Origin of the sequence: Microvirga sp. KLBC 81, assembly GCF_003075415.1 — a bacterium.
Taxonomy (GTDB): Bacteria; Pseudomonadota; Alphaproteobacteria; order Rhizobiales; family Beijerinckiaceae; genus Microvirga.
In genome coordinates this window covers 57773-79968 of record NZ_QDAH01000020.1, presented here as the reverse complement: position 1 = coordinate 79968, position 22196 = coordinate 57773, and the positions used below count along the sequence as shown (strand labels likewise).

Below are 22196 nucleotides of genomic sequence, written 5' to 3'. Positions count from 1 at the left end.
TCGCTCCAGACGAGATAGCGGCCAGCCGGGAAATAGGCGGGGCCTTCCGCCCAACGGCAGCCTTCCGCGAGCTTCTCCAGTCGTGCGGAGCCAATGATCAGGCGGCGAAAGCGTTCATCCAGAACGACGGCGACATCCCTAAACATTGTCTAGCTCTCACTCTCAGTGGGCCATCAGAACGGGGATCGTCGTGTTGCTCAGGATATGGCTCGTTGCTCCGCCGAAGAACATCTGCCGCAGGCGGCTTTGGGTGTAAGCCCCCTTTACGAGGAGGTCGCAGCCGAGAGAGGCCGCCTCGGCCAGGATGGTGTCGCCCGGCTTGTTCGAAGGGTCCGGTGCTGTCATGGCCTCGGCGGCGATGTCATGCGTCCGCAGGGAGCGAGCGAGTTCCGATCCCGAGGGGCCAGGAACCCCCCAATCCTCGAGTTCCAGTACCACGACGCGACGCGCTTTCTTGAGAAGCGGCATGGCACCTAGCACCGCGCGGGCTGTTTCGGTGCTGCGGTTCCAGGCGATCACGGCGACTTCGCCGAAGGTGCGGGGCACGGACGGCGGAGCGATTACAACCGGGCGGCCCGTTTCGAACAGGGCAGATTCGACCGTTGAAAGCCGCGTCTGGCCGTTCGATCCATCGGGCCTGCCGACCACGATGGTGTCGAAAACCCGGCCATAGGCACCGAGGAAGGCATCTTCCATCAACCCGTCCTGACGCCAGCCGAAGCTCAGGCCGGCCAAGCCCGCAGAGGAACGCGAAATCTGCTTGGTGGCCATGAAGCCCTCAAACCGCTCCCGGCAGCCGCGCGCCATCTCGAAGCGGTTCTCAGGGGTGAGCGGCGATGGGACGCCGATGGCGATGTCCACCGGCAGAACGACGGGATAATCGGGGGTGATCGCCAATCCCTCGATATAGCTGTCAAAGGTACGGCCCAGGAGGAGCGCCAATTCAAGCTGGCTCTCGATCTGGCCATGGTCTTCGATGGGAACGAGGATGCTTTTCATAAGATTATTGTCGCGCTGAAACGCCATCTCGGCAAGGGCTTTCGACTAAGGTGGGATGCCGGTCAGGGGATGACGAAGTCATTCGGCTTCCACGACGCATTCGGATATTGCGGCTCCATCTCCTCGAGGATGGCCTTGACGATTGAGGCGATGGCCGCGTTGCGCACCCATTTCCGGTCGGCGGGAATGACGTACCAGGGAGCATGCTCCGTCGAGCAGCGGTGCAGCATCGTCTCGTATGCCTCCTGGTATTCGTCCCAGTAATTCCTGTCCTCGAGATCGCCGGGATTGAACTTCCAGTGCTTCCTCGGATCGTCGAGACGTTCCTGAAGCCGCTCCTTCTGCTCGTCTTTCGAGATATGAAGCATGAACTTGAGAATGGTCGTGCCGTTCTCGACCAGAATCTTCTCGAACGCGTTGATCTGATCATAGCGCTGCTCGATCGCTTCCTTCGAGGCGAGTTCCCTCACCTTCGCGATCAGCACGTCCTCGTAATGGGATCGGTTAAAGATGCCGATGGTGCCTCGCTTGGGGCAGGCGGCGTGCACTCGCCAGAGATAGTCATGGGCCAACTCCGTTTTCGTTGGCGTCCCAAAGGCGGTGACGGAGACACCGAGCGGTCCGGTGGCATTGAAGACGCTGCGGATGGTGCCGTCCTTGCCGGAGGTGTCGGTCCCCTGGAGGATGACAAGGAGGGCACGCGAGCCCTCCGCATAGAGCCGGTCCTGCAGCACGTCGATATCCTCTGCGAGGGCGGCGGTCGCGGCTTTTGTTTCCTGCTCGTCACCGAAGAGGCTGGAATCACGGGGATCGCGGTCTTTTAGCTTCACACGTTCTCCCGGCTTGATCCGCAACCTCGCGATGATGCTGTGCGCGCGATCCGTCATTCCTGGCACTCCCCGGTTCTTTCATGACGATAGGGCATTGGTCCTTGAAAGGAAGATATGGATGGCGACCGCGCCCACCTTTACGCACAGAGGAGCGCTGATTACGAAGGAAGGCTGTAAAGTCACGAAAGGCTCTTCGCGATGTTGGCTCTCTATTATTATCCCGGCAATGCCAGCCTGCTGCCGCACATGATGCTGCGGGAGATCGGGGCTGAATTCGAGCTTCGTTTCGTGGATCAGGAAAACCGGCAGCAGAAGAGCCCGGACTATCTCAAGCTCAATCCGAACGGCCGTATTCCCGTTCTGGTCGATGACGATCTCGTGCTGTTCGAGACCGTTGCCATCGCTTTGCACCTTGCCGACCGGTTCCCGCAGGCCGGTCTTGCCCCGGCTGTCGGCACCAATGGGCGAGCGGAGTTCTACAAGTGGATGGTCCACCTGACGAACACGCCGCAGGCAGAATTCCGCGTCTGGTTCTATCCTCATGAGAGCGTGAGCGAAGAGGCAGCTGCGCCTGCCGTGAAGCAAGCTGCTGGCGAGCGCCTCAATGGCATGTTCGATGTGATTTCCGCACAGCTCGGCGACAGGACATGGCTTCTCGGGGACCGCTTCTCGGCAGCAGATCTCTTCCTTTTCATGTTGATCCGCTGGAGCCGGAACATGCCGCGGCCCGCACGCACTCTTCCCAATCTCAAGGCTCTTGCCGAGCGGGTACTCGCGCGCCCTGCCGTGCAGGAGGCATTCAAGGTCGAAGGGATTCAGGCGTCTTTCTTTTGAGAGGAACGCTTCGAGCGCTTCACCTCGGGCATAACCTGATCAACCTTTGTGATCTCCGCCCAAGGATCCTGCCGCAAGGATGCGAGGCGCCCGCCTAGATTCATCACGGTGAACCCGTTGGCCTTGAGGTCTGGCGTCAGTTCTTCCCAGCCAATCGGTATCGCGACAGGCGCGCCGGGGCGTGAGCGGGTGGAGTAGGGCGCAACGGCGGAGGCCTCGCGGTTGTTGCGCAGGTAATCGATAAAGATCCTGCCTTGGCGCTCGTTCTTGATCGAGGTGGTGGTGTAGCGATCCGGCTCGTCCTTCGCCATGGCTTCGGCCATGGAGCGCGTAAAGGCCAGTGCATCCTTCCAGGGCGCTTTGGGTTTCACGGGCACCACAACGTGCAGACCCTTGCCACCTGTGGTCTTTACAAAACTCTCGAGGCCGAGTGCCTTCAGGCGCTCGCGAATGGTAAGGGCCCCTTCGATCACTTGGCGCCAGTCCACATCTTCGCCGGGATCGAGGTCGAAGATAAGTCGGTCCGGATGGTCCAAATCCTTCAGCGTCGCACCCCAGACATGCAGTTCCAGCACGCCGGATTGGACCAGGGCGACAACACCCTGGATATCGCGGACACTCAGCACCTCCAACTCACCTGAATTGTCCGGCACCATCGTGCGATGGATGGCCGGATTCATGCCAGCCCAGGAATGGCGCTGGACGAAGCACTTCTTCTGCGCGCCGGAAGGGCAGCGGATCAGAGTGAGGGGGCGATTGACCAGATGCGGCAGGAGCCACTCGGCAATGCCGGCATAGAACTCAGCCAATTCCTGCTTGGTGAGCCCCTGTTCCTCCCACAGGAGGCGTTCAGGATGGGTGAGGGGGATACCGGCCACTTCGACGTCACTGGTCTTCGCTTTGGCGGCCGTGGTGCGCTTCGCAGGTGATGCGGATTTCTTTGAAGAGCCTGCCGGTTTCTTCGAGGCAGTTTTTTTCCTCGTTGACGCTTTGGCTGCTTTGCCCGTGGCGATCTCCTCGATGGAGCGGCCGGACTTCACCGAGAGTGGCGCTTCTTCGAGAATATCCGGATCGTTCTCCGTTCGGGCATAAGCGTCATCCGCCTTGATCAGCAGCCAGGATTCTTGGCGTTCACGCGGACGCTTTGCCATGCGGACCAGATGCCAAGTGCCGTGCAGCTTCTCGCCATCGAGGCGGAAGGTAAGGCGGCCCTTGTCATAGTCCTCGTGGGGATCGCCCTCGGGTTCCCAAGTGCCCCGATCCCAGACCAGGACCGTTCCGCCACCATATTGTCCTTCGGGGATGGTGCCTTCGAAATCCGCATAGTCGAGCGGGTGATCCTCCACATGGACCGCGAGGCGCTTCTCGCCCTTGACGAGGCTCGGGCCCTTCGCCACGGCCCAGCTCTTGAGCACGCCATCGAGCTCCAGGCGGAAATCGTAATGCAGACGGGAGGCGTCGTGCTTCTGAATAACGAAAGATGAACCTTTGTGCCGGGTGGCTTTGCCCTTCGGCTCGGAGGTTCGGGTGAAGTCGCGCTTGGCGCGATAGGATGCGAGCTTTGCCATGGCGCGGAGTCAAATCCACACCATGGGCTTCGGTTCCAGCTCAAGAGGCCAGGGGCTGGCTCTTGGTCTCGGGCCTTTCGCGCTCGGCCAGGAAGGCGGCCGCGATCAGGTCGCGGGTATAGGCCTCGCGCGGGCGCTCGAAGATCTCTTCGGCCGTGCCGCGCTCCACCACCTTGCCGGTCTTCATGACCATGATCTCGTCCGACAAAGCCCGCACGACGGCGAGGTCGTGGCTGATGAACACATAGGCGAGACCATGCGCCTTCTGGAGATTGCGCAGAAGCTCCACGATTTCCTTCTGCACGGAGCGATCGAGGGCCGAGGTCGGCTCGTCGAGCACAACGAGCTTCGGATGCAGGATCATGGCGCGGGCAATCGCGATGCGCTGACGCTGGCCGCCTGAGAATTCGTGTGGGAAGCGGTTGCGCCAGGCCGGATCGAGCTGCACCTCTTCGAAGGCCTGCGCCGCGCGGCGGTCGCGCTCTTTCCGGGAGATGCTCGGCTCATGGACGAGCAAGCCTTCGGTCACTATCTCGCCCGATGTCATGCGCGGGGATAGGGAACCGAAGGGATCCTGGAACACGAGCTGCAGGTGACGGCGCAAGGGGCGCATGCCCGCACGGTCGAGAGGCATGAGGTTGCGATCCTCGAACCGCACCATGCCGGAGGCAGGCTGCAGTTTCAGGATCGCGCGTCCGAGGGTGGACTTGCCGGAGCCGGACTCGCCCACGACGCCTACGGTCTCACCGGCACGCACGGTCAGGCTCACGTCGTCGACGGCGCGAAGAATATGCGTGGCCTTGCCGAAGAAGTTCTTCTCGAGAGCGAACGTCACCTGGATGTTCTTGGCATCGAGAATGACGGGCGCGTTTGCCGGCGCTGGCTCCTTGCGACCCCGAGGCTCGGCGTCGATCAGCATTTGCGTGTAGGGATGCTTGGGTGCCGCGAAAATGTCGGCGGTGCGTCCGCTCTCCACCGCTTCGCCGCGCTTCATCACGTAAGTGTGGTCAGCGAAACGGCGCACGATGCCGAGATCGTGGGTGATGAACACGATGGACATGCCGAGGCGCTTCTGCAGATCGCGCAGCAACTCCAGGATCTGCGCCTGCACCGTCACGTCGAGCGCGGTGGTCGGCTCGTCTGCGATCAGCACGTCCGGGTTGTTGGCGAGCGCCATGGCAATCATCACGCGCTGGCGCTGGCCTCCTGACATCTCATGCGGATAGGCATCGATGCGACGCGCCGGATCCGGAATGCGCACCAGCTCCAAGAGCTCGATGGCGCGCTTGCGAGCTGCCACCTTGCTCATCTTTCCGTGTGTCATCAAGGGCAGGGCGAGCTGGTCGCCGATCCGGTAGAGTGGATCGAGCGAGGTCATCGGCTCCTGGAAGATCATGGTGAGCTTCGAGCCGCGATAGGTGTTGAGCTTCTCTGGCGACAGGCCGATCAGCTCTTGCCCACGATACTTCACAGAGCCCTCAGCCCAGCCGTTCGAGGCAAGCAGGCCCATGACCGACATCATGGTCTGACTCTTGCCCGAGCCGGACTCGCCCACGATGGCGACGGTCTCGCCGGGCGGGATGTCGAGGTCGATGCCCTTGACCGCATGGAGAATGCCATCGCCGGTGCGGAAGCGGACATGAAGGTTGCGGACTGAAAGAACGGGTTCGGCCATGTCAGCGATCCTTCGGGTCGAGAGCATCGCGCAAGCCGTCGCCGATGAAGTTGAGGCAGAACAGGATCGCGACAAGCGTGATGGACGGGTAGAGCAGCATCCAGGTGGCACCCTGGATGTTCTTGGCGCCCTCGGAGATCAGAACACCGAGGCTGGTATTGGGCTCCTGAACGCCAAGGCCAAGGAAGGAAAGAAAGCTCTCCAGCAGGATCACCTTAGGCACGAGCAGCGTCATGTAGACCACGACGGGACCCAGCGTATTGGGAATCACGTGACGGCGGATGATTCCCTTTGTCTCGACACCCAGCGCTTCTGCCGCCTGCACGTATTCCTGCCGCTTGATGGAGAGCGTCTGGCCGCGCACGATGCGGGCCATGTCGAGCCATTCCACAGCGCCGACCGCAAGGAACATCAGGATGAAGTTGCGGCCGAAAAACACGACCAGCATGATCACGAAGAAGATGAACGGCAGCGAGTAGAGAATGTCGACGATGCGCATCATCATGAGATCGACACGGCCGCCGAGATAGCCCGACGTCGCGCCATAGATGACTCCGATCAGGATCGCAACGAAGGTGGCGAGCAGGCCGATGGAGAGGGAGATCTGCCCGGCCTTCATGGTGCGGGTGAGAAGATCGCGTCCGTTCGTGTCGGTGCCGAAGAAGAAGTATTGCTTCTTCACCGGCACATCGACGACGAGCCTGCGGCCTTCCTCCTGGCGCTCGACCACCTTGGCTGTGTCGAACAAATCGGAGCGTTCGAAATAGGCCAGAAGCCGCTCGTCGATGGGGCGGGTGCTCGTGCTCACGAGTGTGAGGTGCACGACGCCATCATTGATGGAGATGTTCTCCGCCTTGGCGCGCACACGCGATCCGATGCGCTCGATATTGGGCTCGATCTGGTCGGCCTTGGGATAAGCCTCGAGGCTCGCGGGCACCTTCACGTAATCGGGATAGACCCGATCGAAGGGGTGCCCGGTGAAGAATGGCCCGAAGATACAGGCGAGGGCGATCAGGCTCAGCACGATGATGCTGGTGAGAGCAGCCCTATTGCGAATGAGACGACCACGGGCCTCTGCCCAAAGGGAGCGGCCGGTAACGACCGGCCCGGCCATGGTCTCGACAGGAAGAACAGCGCCTTCAGCCATGATGACACTCAATCGTAACGAATGCGCGGATCGATAAGTGCGTAGAGGATATCGACCACGAGGTTGAAGAGCAGAACGAAGACAGCAACCACCACGACGGTGCCCATAACGAGCGTGTAATCGCGATTAAGCGCGCCTTCCACGAAGTAGCGTCCGATGCCCGGCAGGCCGAAAATCGTTTCAACGACCACCGAACCGGTGAGCAGGGCGGCCGCCGCAGGGCCGAGATAAGACACCACCGGAAGGGCAGCGCCGCGAAGCGCGTGCGCCACGATGGTTCGCGTCGGCAGGCCTAAGGAGCGCAAGGTGCGGATATGATTCGAGCGCAGGTTCTCGATCATCGCAGCGCGGGTCATGCGTGCCACAACCGCGATCTGCGGCAGCGCCAGCACGATGACCGGCATCACGAGGTTGCGCGGATTGCCGTCGGCCCAGCCGGCTACGGGCAGCAAGGCAAGAGCCAGACCGAACACCAGCTGGAAGATGGGTGCCACCACGAAGTTCGGAATGGTCAGCCCCAGGGCGCCCATGCCGGTGACGAGGTAGTCGATGCCACTGTTTTGCCGCAGCGCCGCGATGGTGCCGAGCGTTCCGCCGACGAGGATGGCGAGCGATAGCGCCAGCGCGCCCAGGGTCACGGAAACCGGAAGGCCACGGGCGAAGAGTTCAGCCACCGAGAAGTCACGCAGGATGAACGATGGCCCGAAATCGCCGTGCATGACAGCCTTCAAGTAGAGCCAGTATTGCTCGATCAGCGGCTTATCGAGTTGGTAGATCCGGTTGAGGTTCTCCATCACCTTCGCTTCGAGGGGGCGTTCGAGGTCGAACGGGCCACCGGGCGCGAGACGGATCAGGAAGAACGAGATCGTGACGATGATGAACAGCGTCGGGATCGCCGATAGGAAGCGGCGGAGGATGAAGGAGAGCATGGATGCTCCTCCTGCTGATATAGGATAACAGAAAAAGATAGGGCGGCCTGAAGATCAGGCCGCCCCCGCAGTGCAAATTATTTTACTGCGTCTTTAAAAGGAAGCGCGTCGGATAGACGCCCCGCGTGTTCTGCACGAAGCCCTTGATCTTCGGCGAGATCAGGTTGCTCTTGCCGTAGTACATGATCGGGATCCAGGGCATGTCCTTCATCAGGATGGCCTCGGCCTGCTTCATCAGATCGGCGCGCTTCTTCAGGTCGAGCTCGGTCGCGGCCTGATCGAGGAGCTTGTCGAACTGCGGGTTGTTGTACTTGCCGTAGTTGAAGCCCTTGTTGTCGCTCTTGAGCAGGAACAGGAAGTTGTTCGGATCCGAGTAGTCGGCGATCCAGCCGTAACGGGCGATGTCGAAGTCGCCGCCGTCGCGCAGGTGCGCGAAGTGGGTCTTGCCGTCCGTGTTGATGAAGGAGGTCTCGATGCCGGCCTGCTTCCACTGCTCGGACACGGCGATGACCGTGTTGCGGTTGTTGTCAGTGGTGTTGTAGCGGATCTCAACCTTCAGCGGCTTGCCAGGGCCGAAGCCGGCTTCCTTCAGGAGCGCCTTGGCCTTGTCCTCGCGGTCGATTGGCGAGGTCTCCTTATACTCCATGTAAGCGGGTTCGCCGTAATTGCCCACGCCCGGAGGCATGAACGAGTAGCCCGGCTGCATGGTCTGGCCCCAGATCTGCTCGGCGATGAACTCGCGGTCGACCAGCATGGAGAGGGCCTGGCGCACGCGCACGTCGTTGAACGGAGCCTTGGAGGAGTTCACGACGAGGTACCAGGTGCCGAGATATGGGCCGAGCTTGACCTGATCCTTGAAGCGCTCTTTCAGCGACTTCATCTGGTCGGCGGGAACGTCGTCGGTAGTGTCGAGCTCGCCGGCCTCATAGCGACGGACCATCGCAGCGAAGTCGGGGGTCGGGAAGTAGTTGACCGTGTCGATCTGGACGTTCTTGGCGTCCCAGTAGTTCTCGTTCTTCACGAGCTTGATATGCGAGTTCGGCACGAATTCGGCGAGCTTGTAGGCGCCGTTCGTCACCATGTTGCCCGGCTTCACGAAGTCCTTGCCGAACTTGTCGACGGAGCCCTTGTGCACCGGCAGGCTGGTTTGGTGGGTGAGCAACTCGATGAAATAGGGGGTCGGCGCCTCGAGGGTAATCTCGATGGTCTTGGCGTCGACGGCCTTCACGCCCAACTCCTCAGGCTTGGCCTGACCCTTGTTGATCTTCTCGGCGTTCTTGATCGGGTAAAGGATGTTCGCGTATTTCGCGCCCGTGGCCGGATCCATGATGCGGCGATAGGAGAAGACGAAGTCCTCGGCCGTGACCGGATCGCCGTTCGACCACTTCAGGCCGTTGCGGAGCGTGAAGCGATAGGTCTTGCCGTCGTCGGCGACTTCCCACTTCTCGGCCTGACCGGGAATGGCCTCGCCCTTGGCGCTGTAGGCAACGAGGCCTTCGAGCATGTCGCGCAGGATATGCGCTTCCTGGACGGTCGAGGTCTTGTGGGCGTCGAGGGTCTCAGGCTCGCCGGAATTGGCACGGTTGTACACGACCTCGGCGAAGGCCGGGTTCATGGCGCCCATGAGGGCAGCCGTGGCGACGGCAGCCAGCGCCGTGCGTTTGATCCATGATGACATCGGACGCGTTCCCTTTCTGTTTTTCTCTTAAGAGTCTTGGTTAGAGAGAGTCTTGGTTAGAGTCTTGGAATGTCTCGGTCAGAGCCGATAAGGCAGTAACCTTGTCCTATTTGTTGATCAATCAACTGTTCATGTCCAGTGCTATCCCCCTCCAGCCCTGAAACCCTGGGTTGGTAAGGGGCTGGATGTGGAGAAAAGTTACGCTCCGGCATCGAAAACGAGCCCAGCGGCCTCGATTCCGCTCGCCGCGGCGATTTCGTCGTTATCGGAGGTGTCGCCCGAGACGCCCACGGAGCCTAGGATATGACCCTTGGAATCCTTGATCAGTACGCCGCCGGGCACCGGAACGAGTTGTCCGCCGACCGCATGGGTGGCTGCGGCGACGAAATAGGGGCGGTCGGTCGCCATCTTATGGAGGGCCCGCGAACCCACGCCGAGAGCCAACGCTCCATAGGCCTTGCCCATGGCGATCTCGGCGCGCTTGAGGCTCGTGCCGTCCTCGGCGAGCAGGGCTTTCAGGGAGCCTCGCGCATCATAGACAACCACCGCGAGCGGCTTGAACGACTTCTCCCGGGCGGTCTTGAGAGTCGCTTCGGCAATGGTCTGAGCGGTGTTGAGAGTGAGTTCGGACATGGATGATCCTCCGTTGGATTGTTCTTGGTGCGGGACTGCACGAATTGAAGGGGCGTTACCGGCTTGCCAGCCAGGCCGCGACGGCCTTGCGCTCATCGAGCGTCATCTCGGTGATGTTGTTGGGCGGCATGGCATGGGTCAGCACGGCCTGGACCCGGATGAGCTCCGCATGGCGGGCGATCTCCTCCGGCGTGTCGAGGCGGACGCCCTTAGGAGCGATGGTGATGCCGTCCCAGACGGGCTCCGCCGCATGGCACATGGAGCAGCGGGACTGGATGGCGAGGGTGGCTTCCTCGAAGGCGGTTGCAGGAGCCGCCGTTGCCGAGGCATCCGCCAGGTTGGCATTGCCGGGCTTGCCGATGATAGAAAGCCAGATCGCCCCGATGATCGCGGCGGCTGCCACGCCCCAGGTCCACCAGGGTGAGCCCTTGCCCGCATGCTGGGAGTTGAAGAAGTGCCGGATCACCGCGCCGGCAATCAGGATCAGTCCGATGATGCCCACTGCGTAGCGGGACGACCAGGCCAGCGGATAATGGTTCGAGAGCATCAGGAAGATGACGGGCAGCGTCAGGTAATTGTTGTGCGTCGAGCGCAGCTTGGCCTCTTTGCCGAGCTTCGGATCGGGCGAGCCTCCGGCCAGCAGGGTGGCCACCACCTTTTTCTGGTTCGGGATGATGATGAAGAACACGCTCGCCGACATCCAGGTGGCGATCATCGCGCCTGTATGGAGAAAGGCCGCGCGCCCGTTGAAGACCTGCGTGAAGCCGAAAGCTGCAAGGAGGATATAGGCAAAGAGCGCAATGCCGAGCACGAGGCCATTCTTGCCGAGTGGAGAGCGGCACAAGCCTTCATAGACGAACCAGCTCGCCACCAGGGCGCCGATGCCGATGACCGGGGCCTGCCAGGGCGCGAGGGCACGGACGGCGGGATCGATCGTGTAGAGGTCAGCCTGGAGGTAATAGACCCAGATGATCAGGAAGAAGCCGCTGATCCAGGTGGAATAGCTCTCCCATTTGAACCAGGTGAGCTCCTTCGGCAGTTCGGGTGGCGCAACGAGGTACTTGCGCATGTTGTAGAAGCCGCCGCCATGGACCTGCCAAGCCTCGCCGCCGACGCCCTCGGGCAGCCCCTTCCGCTTCTTCAGGCTCAGGTCCAGATGGATGAAGTAAAAGGAGGAGCCGATCCAGGCGATTGCCGTGATCACATGGGTCCAACGCAGGATCTGGCTGATCCATTCGGAGATTTGCGGGTCGATCATGCAGCCACTGTTTAGATGAAAGAAGCCTTAGCCTAGGGCGGGGGGCAGAATTGCGAAAGGCCTTCCGGAGGCGTTTTTCAACAGGAACGGGCTGCTGGAGATCCCGCGCTTCCGGCTTATTGGACCCGGGCGCTTGACGACGGAGCGTAAGGCCCGAAGATTCTAAGCCTCTTTTCACGCTCGCGAGGTTTCATGGGCCGCCTGTCCACCCACGTCTTGGATAATGTCAATGGCAAGCCCGCAAAGGGTGTCGCCATCGAGCTCTTTGCCATTGAGGATGGAAGCCGCCGTTCGGTCGTGCGCACCGTCACCAATGCGGATGGCCGTACCGATGCGCCTCTGATGATCGGCGAGGCATTTCGCACCGGCACCTACGAGCTCGTGTTCGAGGTCGGCGCCTACTTCAAAGCGCTTGGGACGCCGACGGCCGATCCGCCTTTCCTGGACATCGTTCCCATCCGCTTTACCATCGCCGAGCCCGATGGCCATTACCACGTGCCGCTCCTCGTTTCGCCCTGGAGCTATTCCACCTATCGAGGAAGCTGAAGCAATGCCCGAGACCACCTATCCCCGTGACCTCGTCGGCTACGGACGCAATCCGCCTCATCCGCGCTGGCCGGACGATGCGCGGATCTGCGTGCAGTTCGTGATCAATTACGAGGAGGGCGGCGAGAACAACATCCTCCATGGTGATCGTGCGTCGGAAGCTTTCCTCTCCGAGATCGTCGGTGCGCAGCCCTGGCCCGGCCAGCGGCACATGAGCATGGAGTCGATCTACGAATACGGCTCCCGCGTCGGCTTCTGGCGTTTGTGGCGCATGTTCACGGAGCGCAAGATGCCAGCCACCGTCTATGGTGTTGCGACGGCACTCATGCGCAACCCGGAAGCGGTGGCGGCCATGAAGGAGGCCGATTGGGAGATCGCAAGCCACGGCCTCAAATGGATCGACTATCGCGACTTCTCCTCCGAGGAGGAGCGGGCGCACATGAGGGAAGCGATCCGCATCCATACGGAAGTGACCGGCGAGCGTCCGCTCGGCTGGTACACGGGCCGCACGTCGGAGCATACCAATCGCCTCGTGGCGGAGGAGGGCGGCTTTCTCTACAGCGCGGATTCTTACGCTGACGAGCTGCCGTATTGGGAACAGCACGGCAATCACCTGCAGCTCATCGTGCCCTATACGCTCGATGCCAATGACATGCGCTTCGCAACGCCGCAGGGCTTCAACTCCGGTGATCAGTTCTTCGCTTACTTAAAGGACTCATTCGACACGCTCTACGCGGAAGGTGAGCACGCGCCGAAGATGATGTCTGTGGGCTTGCATTGCCGTCTCGTCGGTCGTCCTGGACGTGCTGCGGCGCTTGCGCGTTTCCTCGATTATGTCGCGTCACACGATGACGTGTGGATCGCCAGGCGCATCGACATTGCCCGACTCTGGATCCGTTATCATCGCCCAGTGAGCCTCAGGCCCAGCACCATGAGCAAGGCGGTGTTCGCGGAACTGTTCGGCGACATCTTCGAGCATTCACCGTGGATCGCGGAGCGCGCCTATGATGCCGGTTTCACGACGGCGCAGGACACGGCGGAAGGACTGCATGCTTCCATGGTGCATGTGCTCTCGGAAGCAACGCGCGATCAGAAGCTCGCGCTCATTCGCGCACATCCCGATCTGGCCGGCCGCCTGAAGCTCGCCGACCTCACGGCGGATTCGCGCAACGAGCAATCCTCCGCAGGCCTCGACAGCCTCACCGAGGAAGAGCGGGACCGCTTCATTGCACTGAACGATGCCTACAAGCAAAAATTCGGCTTCCCCTTCATCATGGCGGTGAAGGGCCGTACGAAGGATGAAATCATGGCGGCCTTCGAGGAGAGGCTGGAACATGATGCCGAGACGGAGTTCGATACGGCCATCGTGCAGATCGAGTTGATCGCGCTCCTGCGCCTCAAGGATCGTCTGCCGTCACTGGCGGATGTATTCTCGAACCTGGCGTGAGCGGAACTCTTCGCCTCAATCATGCGTCTTCGTCTCAGCTCGGCCGCATGAGGGGTCAAATCAGGAGGAGAAGCACATGGGTTTGTTCAAGTTCATCAAGGAAGCTGGTGCCAAGATCTTTGGCGGCAGCGCCGCCGCTGCAACGCCCGAGAAGCTGCAGCAGGAGGTTCAGGGTCACGGCTTCGACGCGAGCAAGCTTGGAATCCAGGTCAACGGCGATCAGGTGAAGCTCTCGGGTCAGGCCGTCACCCAGGAAGAGGCAGAGAAGATCATTCTGTCACTCGGCAATACCTATGGCGTTGCCGAAGTGGATACGAGCGATCTTCAGATCCAGCAGCCATCGACCCCTTCGACCATGTACACGGTGCAGAAAGGCGACACCCTCTGGGAGATTGCCGAGAAGCATTACGGCAAGGGCAAAGGCGCCAAATACACCGAGATCGTCAAGGCCAATTCCCCGCCGGTCAAGGATCCCGATATGATCCAACCCGGTTGGGTGTTGCGGATTCCTCCGCTCTCCTGAAACGCCTCGATTGCCATCCTCCCTCCAATGCCGATAAGAGTGAAGGTGTTGCAGGGAGGAATTTTCCATGAGCGCACCACAGGTCATCGATCTCGATCGCGAAGACATCAAGAAGGGGCTCCAGGACGGCTCGATCCTCCTGGTCGATGTGCGCGAGCCCCATGAATATGCGGCCGGGCATATCCCGGGCGCGGTCTCGCATCCTCTCTCGACCTTCGACCCTTCGTCCCTGCCGGAAGGCAAGCGTATCGTGTTTTCCTGTGCTGCCGGTGTCCGTTCTGTGCGTGCCATGGAGTTCGCTCAGGCGGCGGGGCGCGACATCCGCGAGCATTACAAGGGCGGGTTCAAGGATTGGATCGCGGCCGGTGAGCCGGTCGCGTAAGCCCTCACAGAGATTTGTATGAAGCGGGGCTACTCCGCTGCGACAAATAGTGCAGTACTGTGTTTCGTCCGACCACCTTCAGGATCGGCGGCCGTTCAAGAAACAAAGGGAAGAACATTCATGAAGCGTACCATTTTCATCGCCAGCCTTCTGGCGCTGGGTATCACTGCGGCCATCGCACAGAACGATGTGGTCGAGCAGCGCCAGGACCTGATGAAGCAGATGGGCGCACAGACGCGGCCGATCGGCGGCATGCTGCGCGGTCAGGAGCCGTTCGATCTGGCCAAGGTGCAGGCCGGCCTCAAGGTGTTTGCTGACAACTCCCAGAAGGCGGCGACACTCTTCCCCGAAAACACAAAGGGTGTCGGAGATACCGAGGCCCTGCCGTCCGTATGGGAAAACAAGGCGAAGTTCGACGCGGCCATGACGAAGTTCAACCAGGACGCCAAAACGGCTCTCGCCTCCATCAAGGACGAGGCCTCCTTCAAGGCGGAGATGCCGAAGGTCATGCAGAACTGCGGCGCCTGCCACAACGACTTCCGCAAGAAGAGCTCCTGATATTCTTTGAGTCATAAGGACGGGCGGCTTCATGGGCCGCCCGATCTGTTTCGGGAAGAGCAATGCGTAAAGCGATCCTAGGCTTGGGCGTTCTTGCGGTTCTGGGCGTGCTGGGTTTTCTGGCGCTGACATCGCCCTCGGCTTATCGCTTGCTGCGAGGGAACCCATCAGCCGATTTCATGACGCCGATGGGCCTGAGCCGTGCTCCTGATGCGGAAAAGGGGCGCATCATGTTTTTCGCAGGAGGCTGCACCTCCTGTCATGCCACTCCCAACCAGGACGACAAGCTTCGGCTCGGCGGCGGGTACGCCCTCAAGTCGCCCTTCGGCACGTTCCACGTTCCCAATATCTCGCCGCACAAGCAGGACGGCATCGGATCCTGGGGCGTACTCGATTTCATTCGTGCCATGCAGGAGGGAACGTCTCCTGACGGGCGGCACTATTATCCGGCCTTTCCCTACACCTCCTACCAGCGCATGAGGCGCGAGGACCTGGCCGATCTCTTCGCTTTCATGCAGACTCTTCCAGCGGTCGAGGGAAAGGCGCCAGATCACGTCCTGCCATTCCCCTTCAATATTCGCCGAGGCGTGGGCCTTTGGAAGCTCGCCTTCCTCGATGGGCACCCTTTCACGCCTGATCCGTCAAAATCGGAAAGCTGGAATAGGGGCGCCTATCTCGTGAATGGTCCGGGCCACTGTGTGGAATGCCATAGTGAGCGCAACTTCGCAGGCGCAATCATCGATGACCGCCGCTTTGCCGGCGGGCCGGATCCGGAGGGCAGGGGCCCGGTGCCGAACATCACGCCGAGTCCGACCGGCATCGGCGGCTGGACTGAAGGCGATCTCGTGACCCTGCTCACGACGGGCGAGACGCCGAACTTCGATACGGTCGGTGGGCCGATGGGCTCCGTGGTGCGCAATACGGCGCAACTGCCGGAGGCGGACCGCAAGGCCATAGCGGAGTACCTTCTCTCCTTGCCTCCGAAGCAGGGCTACGTCGCGCCGAAGCCGTAAAGATGTTGGTGGGATTGAGGCAAGGGCCTCAATCCATCACGGCAGCTTTGAGGATGCAGACCATGGTGGCGCGGCCGGGCTTATCGCCGATGCAACGCACCGAATGGGGACGGTCGCAGCGATAGCGCAAGGACTCGCCGGCCTTGGCCTGCTGGGTAACGCCGCCCACCTCGACCTCGAACTCGCCCTCCAAAACGGAGAGGCACTCCACCGAGCCCCGCTGGTGGCTGTCGGAATCGAGCACGCCGCCGGGTTCGGACTGCACGTCGTACCATTGGAGCCACTCGATGGTCTTGATCCAGCCGATGATGGCGAGCTTCATCTTGCCGTCGTCGGAGACGAGGATCGGCGTGTCGGCCTTGGACGACTTCTCGATGAAGGGCTCCTCGTCCGCCGAGGCCAGCACCCGCTCGATTGAGACATCGAGAGCTTGGCTGAGGCGCCAGATCGTCGCGAGGGTCGGGTTGGTCTCGTTCCGCTCGATCTGGCTGATAATGGATTTGGCCACGCCCGATTGCTCGGCGAGCTCCGACAGAGACAGGTTATAGGCCTTGCGCAGACGCTGGATGGTCTTGCCCATGTTCCCGGACAGAACCTGCGCGCCCGTTTCCAAGTCCCGGTGCCGCTCTTTGCCTTCGACGCCCATCACAATGCCTCTGTTCTGAAAAACCGAACGTCCGTTCCTTTAAACGGTTGTGAGATAAGACACGAGGCGGGTCAAGGCCAGAGAGGTCGCGGGGAGTGTTTTCCTTGAAACTATGCCCCCGGCTTCTGGGAGGCGACCTTCAGTTCCCGGGATCTCTCCAGGCCCAACTGGTGCTCCCGCCAGACGATGAAGAGGCCCGTGCCCGCCACGATGGCAGCTCCGACCAGAATGGCGGGGGTCGGCAGGTCTCCGAACATGAGCCAGCCGAACAGAAGCGCCCAGATCATGGTGGTGTAATCGAAGGGCGCAATCACGGAGGCATCCGCATAGCGGTAGGACTCGGTAAGCAGGATCTGGCCGATCCCGCCTAGGATTCCGCCGAGAACGAAAAGGGCGAGATCCTTTGCATCGGGCATATTCCAGCCAAGAACGATGGTGCAGAACGAGAGTCCTGAGGCCAGGATGAAGAAGTAGAACACGATGGCCCCGGTTTTCTCCGTTCCCGTCAGCCGCCGCACCTGGATCATCGCGCCTGCGGAGCAGACGGCCCCTACGAAGGCACAGATGGCCCCGAGGGACGGCCCGGCCAGAATGCCGCCCGCAAAGGTTTCCGGTGTCAGGTACGGCGAGAGCATGATCATGACGCCGATGAAGCCAACCGCGACAGCCGTCCAGCGATAGGCGCGAATTTTCTCTTTCAGAAGAATGGCCGCCAGGACCACGAGAATAAGCGGCGATGCGTAGCCGATGGCGATCGCGTCATGGAGCGGCAGAAAGGAGAGGGCGGCAAATCCCAGATACATGGCGCTCGTGCCGAGAAAGCCGCGCTTGAAGTGACCGAGTACGTTCTTCGTCCGCAGGCCGTTGATCAGGTCGCCCTTCCAGGCCAGCCACAACCAGAGCGGCAGAATGGCAAAGGATGAACGGAAGAACACCACTTCCCCGGTCGGGTAGCGATCCATCAGGGACTTGAGAACTGCCGACATCATCGTGAAGACGAGGGCTGATAGGACTTTGAGGGAGATCCCCAGAAGAGGTTTCACGATAGCGAGCCACTTGCACCAAGGAGTTGCACAAGAACCACGACAAGCCTCCTGCGTGAAGCCCTTATCTGCGCGACTTACCTGCGCCACGATCATGGAACCCCTTAGGTTTTGTCATGAAACTGCAAACGGACCGTCACGGGGAGGAGATGCGAATCCGGTTTGGCTGGCGTGAGACAAGGTCAAAAGAGGATGCCGCATGCCGAGGGACCTGGATACGATCCGCGTGCGTACATTGTTTCTGTCGGATCTCCACCTGGGCACCAAAGGATGCCAGGCGGAAGCCCTTCTGGATTTCCTGAAGTACTACGATGCCGAGATGATCTATCTCGTGGGCGACATCGTCGATGGGTGGCGGCTGAAGTCGGGCTGGTACTGGCCACAGAGCCACAATGACGTGGTGCAGAAGCTGCTGCGCAAGGTCCGCAAGGGCTCGTCACTCATCTATGTGCCTGGCAATCACGACGAGTTCCTCCGCGACTATGTCGGTATCAGCCTGGGCGGGATCGAACTCGCCGAACATGCCATTCACGAGACGGCGGACGGCAAGCGCTACCTCGTGATCCATGGGGACCAGTTCGACTTGGTCGTGCGCCATGCCCGCTGGCTTGCGCTCCTGGGTGACTGGGCCTACACGGCGGCCCTTTTCGTCAACACCTATCTCAACATCGCGCGCCGCAGGCTTGGCCTGACCTATTGGTCCCTGTCCGCATGGGCGAAGCTGAAGGTGAAGAACGCAGTCAATTTCATCAGCCGCTTCGAGGAGCTTCTGGCAGCGGAAGCCCGGCGGCAGGAGGTGGATGGCGTCATCTGCGGCCACATTCATCACGCTGTGATGCACGAGAACTTCGGCGTCTCTTACGTGAACACGGGCGATTGGGTGGAATCGTGCACGGTCGTCGTCGAGCACTTCGACGGCACGCTCGAACTGATCCGCTGGAGCGAGGCCAGCCGCAGGAGCCTGCCGAGTCCCAGCCCCGAGATTCCGGTCTCGGTCGAAAAACCCGTTGCGCTCGACGGGAGAGCCGCCTGATGCGTGTGCTCATCGTCACCGATGCCTGGCGGCCACAGGTCAATGGGGTCGTGCGCTCGCTCGAATACATGGCGGAGCAAGCGCCGTTGTTCGGCATAGAGGTCTCGCTTCTCACGCCTGAGCGGTTTCGCTCCTTCCCGATGCCGACCTATCCGGAGATCCGCCTCTCGCTGACGAGGCCGGAGATCGTCGGGCGAATGATCGCCGAGGTCGATCCCGATCATGTTCACATCGCCACGGAAGGGCCTCTCGGCTTTTCCGCTCGATTGGCTTGTCAGCGACAACAGCGAGCCTTCACGACCAGCTATCACACGCGCTTTCCGGAATACCTCTCGGCGCGCCTGCCGGTTCCGGAGAACTGGTCTTATGGTGTCCTTCGCTGGTTCCACCGCGAGGCGAAAGCCATGATGGTCAGCACGCCCTCGCTCGAACGCGAGCTGAGCGCGCGAGGCTTCAAGAATATCGTGCGCTGGACGCGAGGCGTCGACACCACGCTCTTCCGCCCGCGTCACGAGCGGGTTCTCGATTGCGCAGGGCCGATCTTTTTGTATGTAGGCCGCGTGGCGGTGGAAAAGAACCTTTCGGCTTTCCTGTCTCTCGATCTTCCCGGCACGAAAGTGGTCGTTGGCGACGGGCCTGCGCGTCAGGATCTTGAACGTCACAATCCTCGGGCGCGCTTCCTTGGCGCTCTCACCGGCGAGGATCTGGCGCGGGTCTATGCCTCCGCCGATGTGTTCGTGTTCCCAAGCCTTACCGATACCTTCGGAATCGTCCTGCTTGAAGCCTTGGCTTCTGGCCTTCCCATCGCGGGCTTTCCAGTGATGGGGCCCATGGACGTCATCGGCTCGTCGGGCTGCGGTGTCGTCGACGCCGATCTGCGGAAGGCTGCTCTCTCTGCCCTCGAGATTTCCAAGGACAGGTGCAGAGCTTATGGCGAGACCTTCACCTGGCGTGAGAGCGCCAGACAATTCTTCTCCAACATCGAGGCTGCCCACGCGAGCGCCTGAGGAAATATAGCCCTCATTCTGAGGAGGCCCGAAAAGGCCGTCTCGAAGGATCAGGGCGTCTCCCGTGTTCTCCGGACCCTCCCTCGAGACACAGTCTGATGGCTGCTCCTCAGGATGAGGATAGAGATTGCCGAGGCTTGGCTTCACTTCCCCTCATCAACACATCCATGCGAGCCGGGCCTTGGCGGGCGGGTGCACATGCCTTTAATGGACGCCTTTCTCGCTTACGCTGATTCTGGGAAGCGCCGTCCTTGATCTTCTCGACCAGAGCCCTCGAAATCCGCTTGGGCGCCTTGCAGGCGGCGAGTTTCGTAAGCTACGGCGTTTACCTGCCGTTCTTTCCGCTCTGGCTTCAGAGCAAGGCGCTCTCGCCCACCATCATCGGGTTCGTGGTCGCCATTCCGATCGTCGTGCGCATCATCGCAACGGCTCCATTGCTGAGCCTGGCCGACCGCTCTTTCGGCGCAAGGCGACTGCTGCTGGCCAGCCATATGGGTCAGATGCTGGGCTTTCCTCTGCTCATGCCCACCGACAACAGTGCCGTGATCATGACACTCGTCGCCCTCATCGCTTTCGCTCAGGCCGCCGTCATTCCCGGTAACGATCTCGTCTCGACGAATGCGGTGCAGCGCTATCCGGGCCTCAATTACGGGCGCATCCGGGGCAGCGGCTCCGTTGCGTTCTTTATCACCAACATTGTGGCCGGCTATCTCGTGGGAGCCTTCGGGCCGAATGTGGTGGTCGTCGCGCTCACACTCATCCCCATACTCGGTGTTTCGGCGACGCTCATGGCCGTGCCGAACGAGGTGCCGGATCATCTGCTGAAGCCTCAAGACAAGGAAAAGAAGGCTTCTCCGGCCCTACCGAAGGTTCTTTGGCTCCTCCTGATCGCAGGGGCGGTCACTCAAGGAAGCCATGGCGCGCTCAACGCCTTCGCCAGCATTCACTGGCGTTCCCTAGGCTTCTCGGATGCCGCCATCGGCTATTTCTGGGCGGCGGGCGTGATCGCCGAGATCCTGGTGTTCATCCTCCTCGGCCGCGCCGTCGGGCGCGGTTCCGGAGTGGGGCTGATCCTGCTTGGGTCGACGGCAGCGGCGATCCGCTTCTCCGTGATGTCCCTTCAGCCGGGATGGGGCGTCACTCTTGTGCTTCAGATCATGCACAGCCTGTCCTTCGCCGCGACCCATATCGGCACCATGGCCGCGCTGACCGCTCTCGCGCCGATGCAGGCGAGGGGGCGGGCTCAAGGGATCTACGGCTCGCTCGCAGCCCTGACGACGGCGATCTCCACCATCGGCAGCGGCATGATCTACGAGAGGGCAGGTCCGCTGGTCTTCGCCGCGATGGCTCCCTTGGGGGCCATCGGCTTCGTTCTCATGCTGGTCGTGATCGGAAAGCTGAAGGCTCAGCCCCAGAGGGCAGGCTCTGGCGGGTAGACCAAGCTGCCTTCGTATTTCAGGCCGGGTTCTCGGTCCTTGGCGAGAAGGAGCGGGCCATCGAGGTCCACAAAGCGGCAGCGAGGCGCGATCACCATGGCGGGCGCCATGGCAAGCGACGTGCCGACCATGCAGCCGATCATGAGCGGGAAACCGAGAGCCTCCGCCGCATCGGCGAGAGCCAGCGCTTCCGTGAGACCGCCCGTCTTGTCGAGCTTGATGTTCACGACGTCGTAAAGCCCCACCAGTCGCGGCAGGCTCTGCCGGTCGTGCACGCTCTCGTCGGCCATGATGGGAACGGGACGCACGATCTTGGCGAGGAACCCATCCGCCTTGGCGGGGAGGGGCTGCTCCACGAGGACATAGCCGGCCTCGGCGCAGGCTGCGAGATGCGCCTCGATGTTACCTTCAGTCCAGCCCTCGTTGGCGTCGGCGATGAGCGTTCCCTGAGGGACGGCCTGGCGGACTGCCCGGATGCGCTCGATATCACCCTCGGGCCCACCGAACTTCACCTTCAGGATCGGCCGCTCCGCGGCCCTGGCGGCTGCTTCTGCCATGGCCTCCGGCATGTCGAGGCTGATCGTGTAGGCGGTGGTCACCGGCGGCCAGCGGGTAAGGCCTGCCGTGATATGGGCGCGGATGCCGGAACGCTTCGCGTCGAGATCCCAGAGGGCGCAGTCGACGGCATTGCGGGCGGCTCCCGCTGGCAGGAGGGATTGCAGGGCCTCACGGGTCAGCCCGGCTTCGATCCGCGGGCGGATGGCCTCGATGGCTGCCGCCACGCCTTCGACCGTTTCGCCATAACGAGGATAGGGCACGCATTCCCCATGCCCGACGGCGCCGTTCTCGCTGATGGTAGCCGTGACCACCACCGCCTCGGTGCGCGAGCCGCGGGCGATGGTGAACTTGCCCGCGATGGGAAAACGGTCGATGGAAACGGTGAGCTGACGCATTCTCTTGGCTTCCTGTTAGAACTTCATCTCGACTTGTGACGCAGCTACACGCTATCAC

22 protein-coding genes and 1 pseudogene are annotated in these 22196 nt (G+C 61.4%); 10 read left to right on the top strand and 13 right to left on the bottom strand.

Annotated features, from left to right (window positions below):
• The 3 genes and pseudogenes from DC522_RS35915 to DC522_RS14765 all read right to left on the bottom strand — a co-directional run.
• Positions 1-146, bottom strand: a pseudogene (locus DC522_RS35915) (SMP-30/gluconolactonase/LRE family protein); the annotation flags it as partial.
• A 16-nt stretch (positions 147-162) separates the two neighbouring features.
• Entirely contained in the window at positions 163-999 is an 837-nt protein-coding gene (locus DC522_RS14770) for a universal stress protein (RefSeq protein WP_165820163.1), read from the bottom strand.
• Positions 1000-1061: 62 nt separating this feature from the next.
• Positions 1062-1886, bottom strand: coding sequence for a polyphosphate kinase 2 family protein (locus tag DC522_RS14765; RefSeq protein ID WP_116529444.1), 825 nt, complete (start codon positions 1884-1886; stop codon positions 1062-1064).
• A gap of 141 nt (positions 1887-2027) precedes the next feature.
• On the opposite strand from DC522_RS14765, the gene DC522_RS14760 reads away from it, so the two are divergent.
• Positions 2028-2663: a glutathione S-transferase family protein gene (locus tag DC522_RS14760; protein ID WP_116529443.1), complete on the top strand. Its 636-nt coding sequence runs from the start codon at positions 2028-2030 to the stop codon at positions 2661-2663.
• On the opposite strand, the gene ligD is transcribed toward DC522_RS14760, so the two are convergent.
• The 7 genes from ligD to DC522_RS14725 form a co-directional block, all read right to left on the bottom strand.
• Positions 2645-4231, bottom strand: coding sequence for a non-homologous end-joining DNA ligase (gene ligD, locus DC522_RS14755; protein ID WP_116529442.1), 1587 nt, complete (start codon positions 4229-4231; stop codon positions 2645-2647). The genes DC522_RS14760 and ligD overlap by 19 nt on opposite strands.
• Positions 4232-4271: 40 nt before the next feature.
• The gene (locus DC522_RS14750) at positions 4272-5906 is read right to left on the bottom strand and encodes an ABC transporter ATP-binding protein (RefSeq protein WP_116529441.1); all 1635 of its coding nucleotides are present in this window, start codon (positions 5904-5906) and stop codon (positions 4272-4274) included.
• A 1-nt stretch (position 5907) separates the two neighbouring features.
• Positions 5908-7053, bottom strand: a complete 1146-nt coding sequence (locus DC522_RS14745; RefSeq protein ID WP_116529440.1) for an ABC transporter permease subunit — start codon at positions 7051-7053, stop codon at positions 5908-5910.
• 8 nt (positions 7054-7061) lie between these two features.
• Positions 7062-7982, bottom strand: coding sequence for an ABC transporter permease subunit (locus DC522_RS14740; protein ID WP_116529439.1), 921 nt, complete (start codon positions 7980-7982; stop codon positions 7062-7064).
• A gap of 82 nt (positions 7983-8064) precedes the next feature.
• Positions 8065-9660, bottom strand: coding sequence for a peptide ABC transporter substrate-binding protein (locus tag DC522_RS14735; RefSeq protein ID WP_116529438.1), 1596 nt, complete (start codon positions 9658-9660; stop codon positions 8065-8067).
• Positions 9661-9858: 198 nt separating this feature from the next.
• Entirely contained in the window at positions 9859-10293 is a 435-nt protein-coding gene (locus tag DC522_RS14730; RefSeq protein WP_116529437.1) for a heme-binding protein, read from the bottom strand.
• Positions 10294-10348: 55 nt separating this feature from the next.
• Complete coding sequence (locus DC522_RS14725; RefSeq protein ID WP_116529436.1) at positions 10349-11551, bottom strand: urate hydroxylase PuuD; 1203 nt, start codon at positions 11549-11551, stop codon at positions 10349-10351.
• Positions 11552-11743: 192 nt separating this feature from the next.
• Between DC522_RS14725 and uraH the strand changes: the two genes are divergently transcribed.
• The 6 genes from uraH to DC522_RS14695 all read left to right on the top strand — a co-directional run bounded on the left by uraH (position 11744) and on the right by DC522_RS14695 (position 16020).
• Positions 11744-12097, top strand: a complete 354-nt coding sequence (gene uraH / locus DC522_RS14720) for a hydroxyisourate hydrolase (protein ID WP_116529435.1) — start codon at positions 11744-11746, stop codon at positions 12095-12097.
• Positions 12098-12101: 4 nt separating this feature from the next.
• Positions 12102-13544 carry an allantoinase PuuE gene (gene puuE, locus DC522_RS14715; protein ID WP_116529434.1) on the top strand — a complete coding sequence of 481 codons (1443 nt, stop codon included), beginning with the start codon at positions 12102-12104 and terminating at the stop codon, positions 13542-13544.
• Between the two features lie 76 nt (positions 13545-13620).
• Entirely contained in the window at positions 13621-14067 is a 447-nt protein-coding gene (lysM, locus tag DC522_RS14710) for a peptidoglycan-binding protein LysM (protein WP_116529433.1), read from the top strand.
• A gap of 67 nt (positions 14068-14134) precedes the next feature.
• Positions 14135-14449, top strand: a complete 315-nt coding sequence (locus tag DC522_RS14705) for a rhodanese-like domain-containing protein (RefSeq protein ID WP_116529432.1) — start codon at positions 14135-14137, stop codon at positions 14447-14449.
• A 120-nt stretch (positions 14450-14569) separates the two neighbouring features.
• Positions 14570-15007, top strand: coding sequence for a cytochrome c (locus tag DC522_RS14700; RefSeq protein ID WP_116529431.1), 438 nt, complete (start codon positions 14570-14572; stop codon positions 15005-15007).
• 62 nt (positions 15008-15069) lie between these two features.
• The gene (locus DC522_RS14695) at positions 15070-16020 is read left to right on the top strand and encodes a cytochrome c (protein ID WP_116529430.1); all 951 of its coding nucleotides are present in this window, start codon (positions 15070-15072) and stop codon (positions 16018-16020) included.
• 28 nt (positions 16021-16048) lie between these two features.
• Here DC522_RS14695 and DC522_RS14690 read toward each other — a convergent pair whose 3' ends face one another.
• Both DC522_RS14690 and DC522_RS14685 read right to left on the bottom strand, forming a co-directional pair.
• Entirely contained in the window at positions 16049-16666 is a 618-nt protein-coding gene (locus DC522_RS14690; protein ID WP_047191974.1) for a helix-turn-helix domain-containing protein, read from the bottom strand.
• Positions 16667-16776: 110 nt separating this feature from the next.
• Positions 16777-17709 (bottom strand): DMT family transporter, encoded by a 933-nt coding sequence (locus DC522_RS14685; RefSeq protein WP_245444166.1) that lies wholly within the window; start codon positions 17707-17709, stop codon positions 16777-16779.
• 199 nt (positions 17710-17908) lie between these two features.
• On the opposite strand from DC522_RS14685, the gene DC522_RS14680 reads away from it, so the two are divergent.
• From DC522_RS14680 to DC522_RS14670, 3 genes are all read left to right on the top strand, one after another.
• Positions 17909-18742, top strand: a complete 834-nt coding sequence (locus DC522_RS14680; protein WP_116529428.1) for a UDP-2,3-diacylglucosamine diphosphatase — start codon at positions 17909-17911, stop codon at positions 18740-18742.
• Positions 18742-19749 (top strand): glycosyltransferase family 1 protein, encoded by a 1008-nt coding sequence (locus tag DC522_RS14675; protein ID WP_116529427.1) that lies wholly within the window; start codon positions 18742-18744, stop codon positions 19747-19749. The genes DC522_RS14680 and DC522_RS14675 overlap by 1 nt, the downstream gene beginning before the upstream one ends.
• Before the next feature lie 251 nt (positions 19750-20000).
• Positions 20001-21185, top strand: a complete 1185-nt coding sequence (locus DC522_RS14670) for an MFS transporter (protein WP_116529426.1) — start codon at positions 20001-20003, stop codon at positions 21183-21185.
• Here DC522_RS14670 and dgcA read toward each other — a convergent pair.
• Positions 21155-22138, bottom strand: coding sequence for an N-acetyl-D-Glu racemase DgcA (gene dgcA, locus DC522_RS14665; protein ID WP_116529425.1), 984 nt, complete (start codon positions 22136-22138; stop codon positions 21155-21157). The genes DC522_RS14670 and dgcA overlap by 31 nt on opposite strands.
• Between the last annotated feature and the right edge of the window lie 58 nt (positions 22139-22196).

What these genes read in the sequence shown, in the direction of transcription:
- uraH (WP_116529435.1), top strand. Translation starts at nt 11,744, where the DNA reads ATGGGCCGCCTGTCCACCCACGTCTTGGATAATGTCAATGGCAAGCCC.
- DC522_RS14770 (WP_165820163.1), bottom strand. Translation starts at nt 999, where the DNA reads ATGAAAAGCATCCTCGTTCCCATCGAAGACCATGGCCAGATCGAGAGC.
- DC522_RS14740 (WP_116529439.1), bottom strand. Translation starts at nt 7,982, where the DNA reads ATGCTCTCCTTCATCCTCCGCCGCTTCCTATCGGCGATCCCGACGCTG.
- DC522_RS14750 (WP_116529441.1), bottom strand. Translation starts at nt 5,906, where the DNA reads ATGGCCGAACCCGTTCTTTCAGTCCGCAACCTTCATGTCCGCTTCCGC.
- DC522_RS14725 (WP_116529436.1), bottom strand. Translation starts at nt 11,551, where the DNA reads ATGATCGACCCGCAAATCTCCGAATGGATCAGCCAGATCCTGCGTTGG.
- DC522_RS14730 (WP_116529437.1), bottom strand. Translation starts at nt 10,293, where the DNA reads ATGTCCGAACTCACTCTCAACACCGCTCAGACCATTGCCGAAGCGACT.
- ligD (WP_116529442.1), bottom strand. Translation starts at nt 4,231, where the DNA reads ATGGCAAAGCTCGCATCCTATCGCGCCAAGCGCGACTTCACCCGAACC.
- dgcA (WP_116529425.1), bottom strand. Translation starts at nt 22,138, where the DNA reads ATGCGTCAGCTCACCGTTTCCATCGACCGTTTTCCCATCGCGGGCAAG.
- puuE (WP_116529434.1), top strand. Translation starts at nt 12,102, where the DNA reads ATGCCCGAGACCACCTATCCCCGTGACCTCGTCGGCTACGGACGCAAT.
- DC522_RS14695 (WP_116529430.1), top strand. Translation starts at nt 15,070, where the DNA reads ATGCGTAAAGCGATCCTAGGCTTGGGCGTTCTTGCGGTTCTGGGCGTG.
- DC522_RS14700 (WP_116529431.1), top strand. Translation starts at nt 14,570, where the DNA reads ATGAAGCGTACCATTTTCATCGCCAGCCTTCTGGCGCTGGGTATCACT.
- DC522_RS14675 (WP_116529427.1), top strand. Translation starts at nt 18,742, where the DNA reads ATGCGTGTGCTCATCGTCACCGATGCCTGGCGGCCACAGGTCAATGGG.
- DC522_RS14760 (WP_116529443.1), top strand. Translation starts at nt 2,028, where the DNA reads ATGTTGGCTCTCTATTATTATCCCGGCAATGCCAGCCTGCTGCCGCAC.
- lysM (WP_116529433.1), top strand. Translation starts at nt 13,621, where the DNA reads ATGGGTTTGTTCAAGTTCATCAAGGAAGCTGGTGCCAAGATCTTTGGC.
- DC522_RS14705 (WP_116529432.1), top strand. Translation starts at nt 14,135, where the DNA reads ATGAGCGCACCACAGGTCATCGATCTCGATCGCGAAGACATCAAGAAG.
- DC522_RS14680 (WP_116529428.1), top strand. Translation starts at nt 17,909, where the DNA reads ATGCCGAGGGACCTGGATACGATCCGCGTGCGTACATTGTTTCTGTCG.
- DC522_RS14690 (WP_047191974.1), bottom strand. Translation starts at nt 16,666, where the DNA reads ATGGGCGTCGAAGGCAAAGAGCGGCACCGGGACTTGGAAACGGGCGCG.
- DC522_RS14745 (WP_116529440.1), bottom strand. Translation starts at nt 7,053, where the DNA reads ATGGCTGAAGGCGCTGTTCTTCCTGTCGAGACCATGGCCGGGCCGGTC.
- DC522_RS14735 (WP_116529438.1), bottom strand. Translation starts at nt 9,660, where the DNA reads ATGTCATCATGGATCAAACGCACGGCGCTGGCTGCCGTCGCCACGGCT.
- DC522_RS14765 (WP_116529444.1), bottom strand. Translation starts at nt 1,886, where the DNA reads ATGACGGATCGCGCGCACAGCATCATCGCGAGGTTGCGGATCAAGCCG.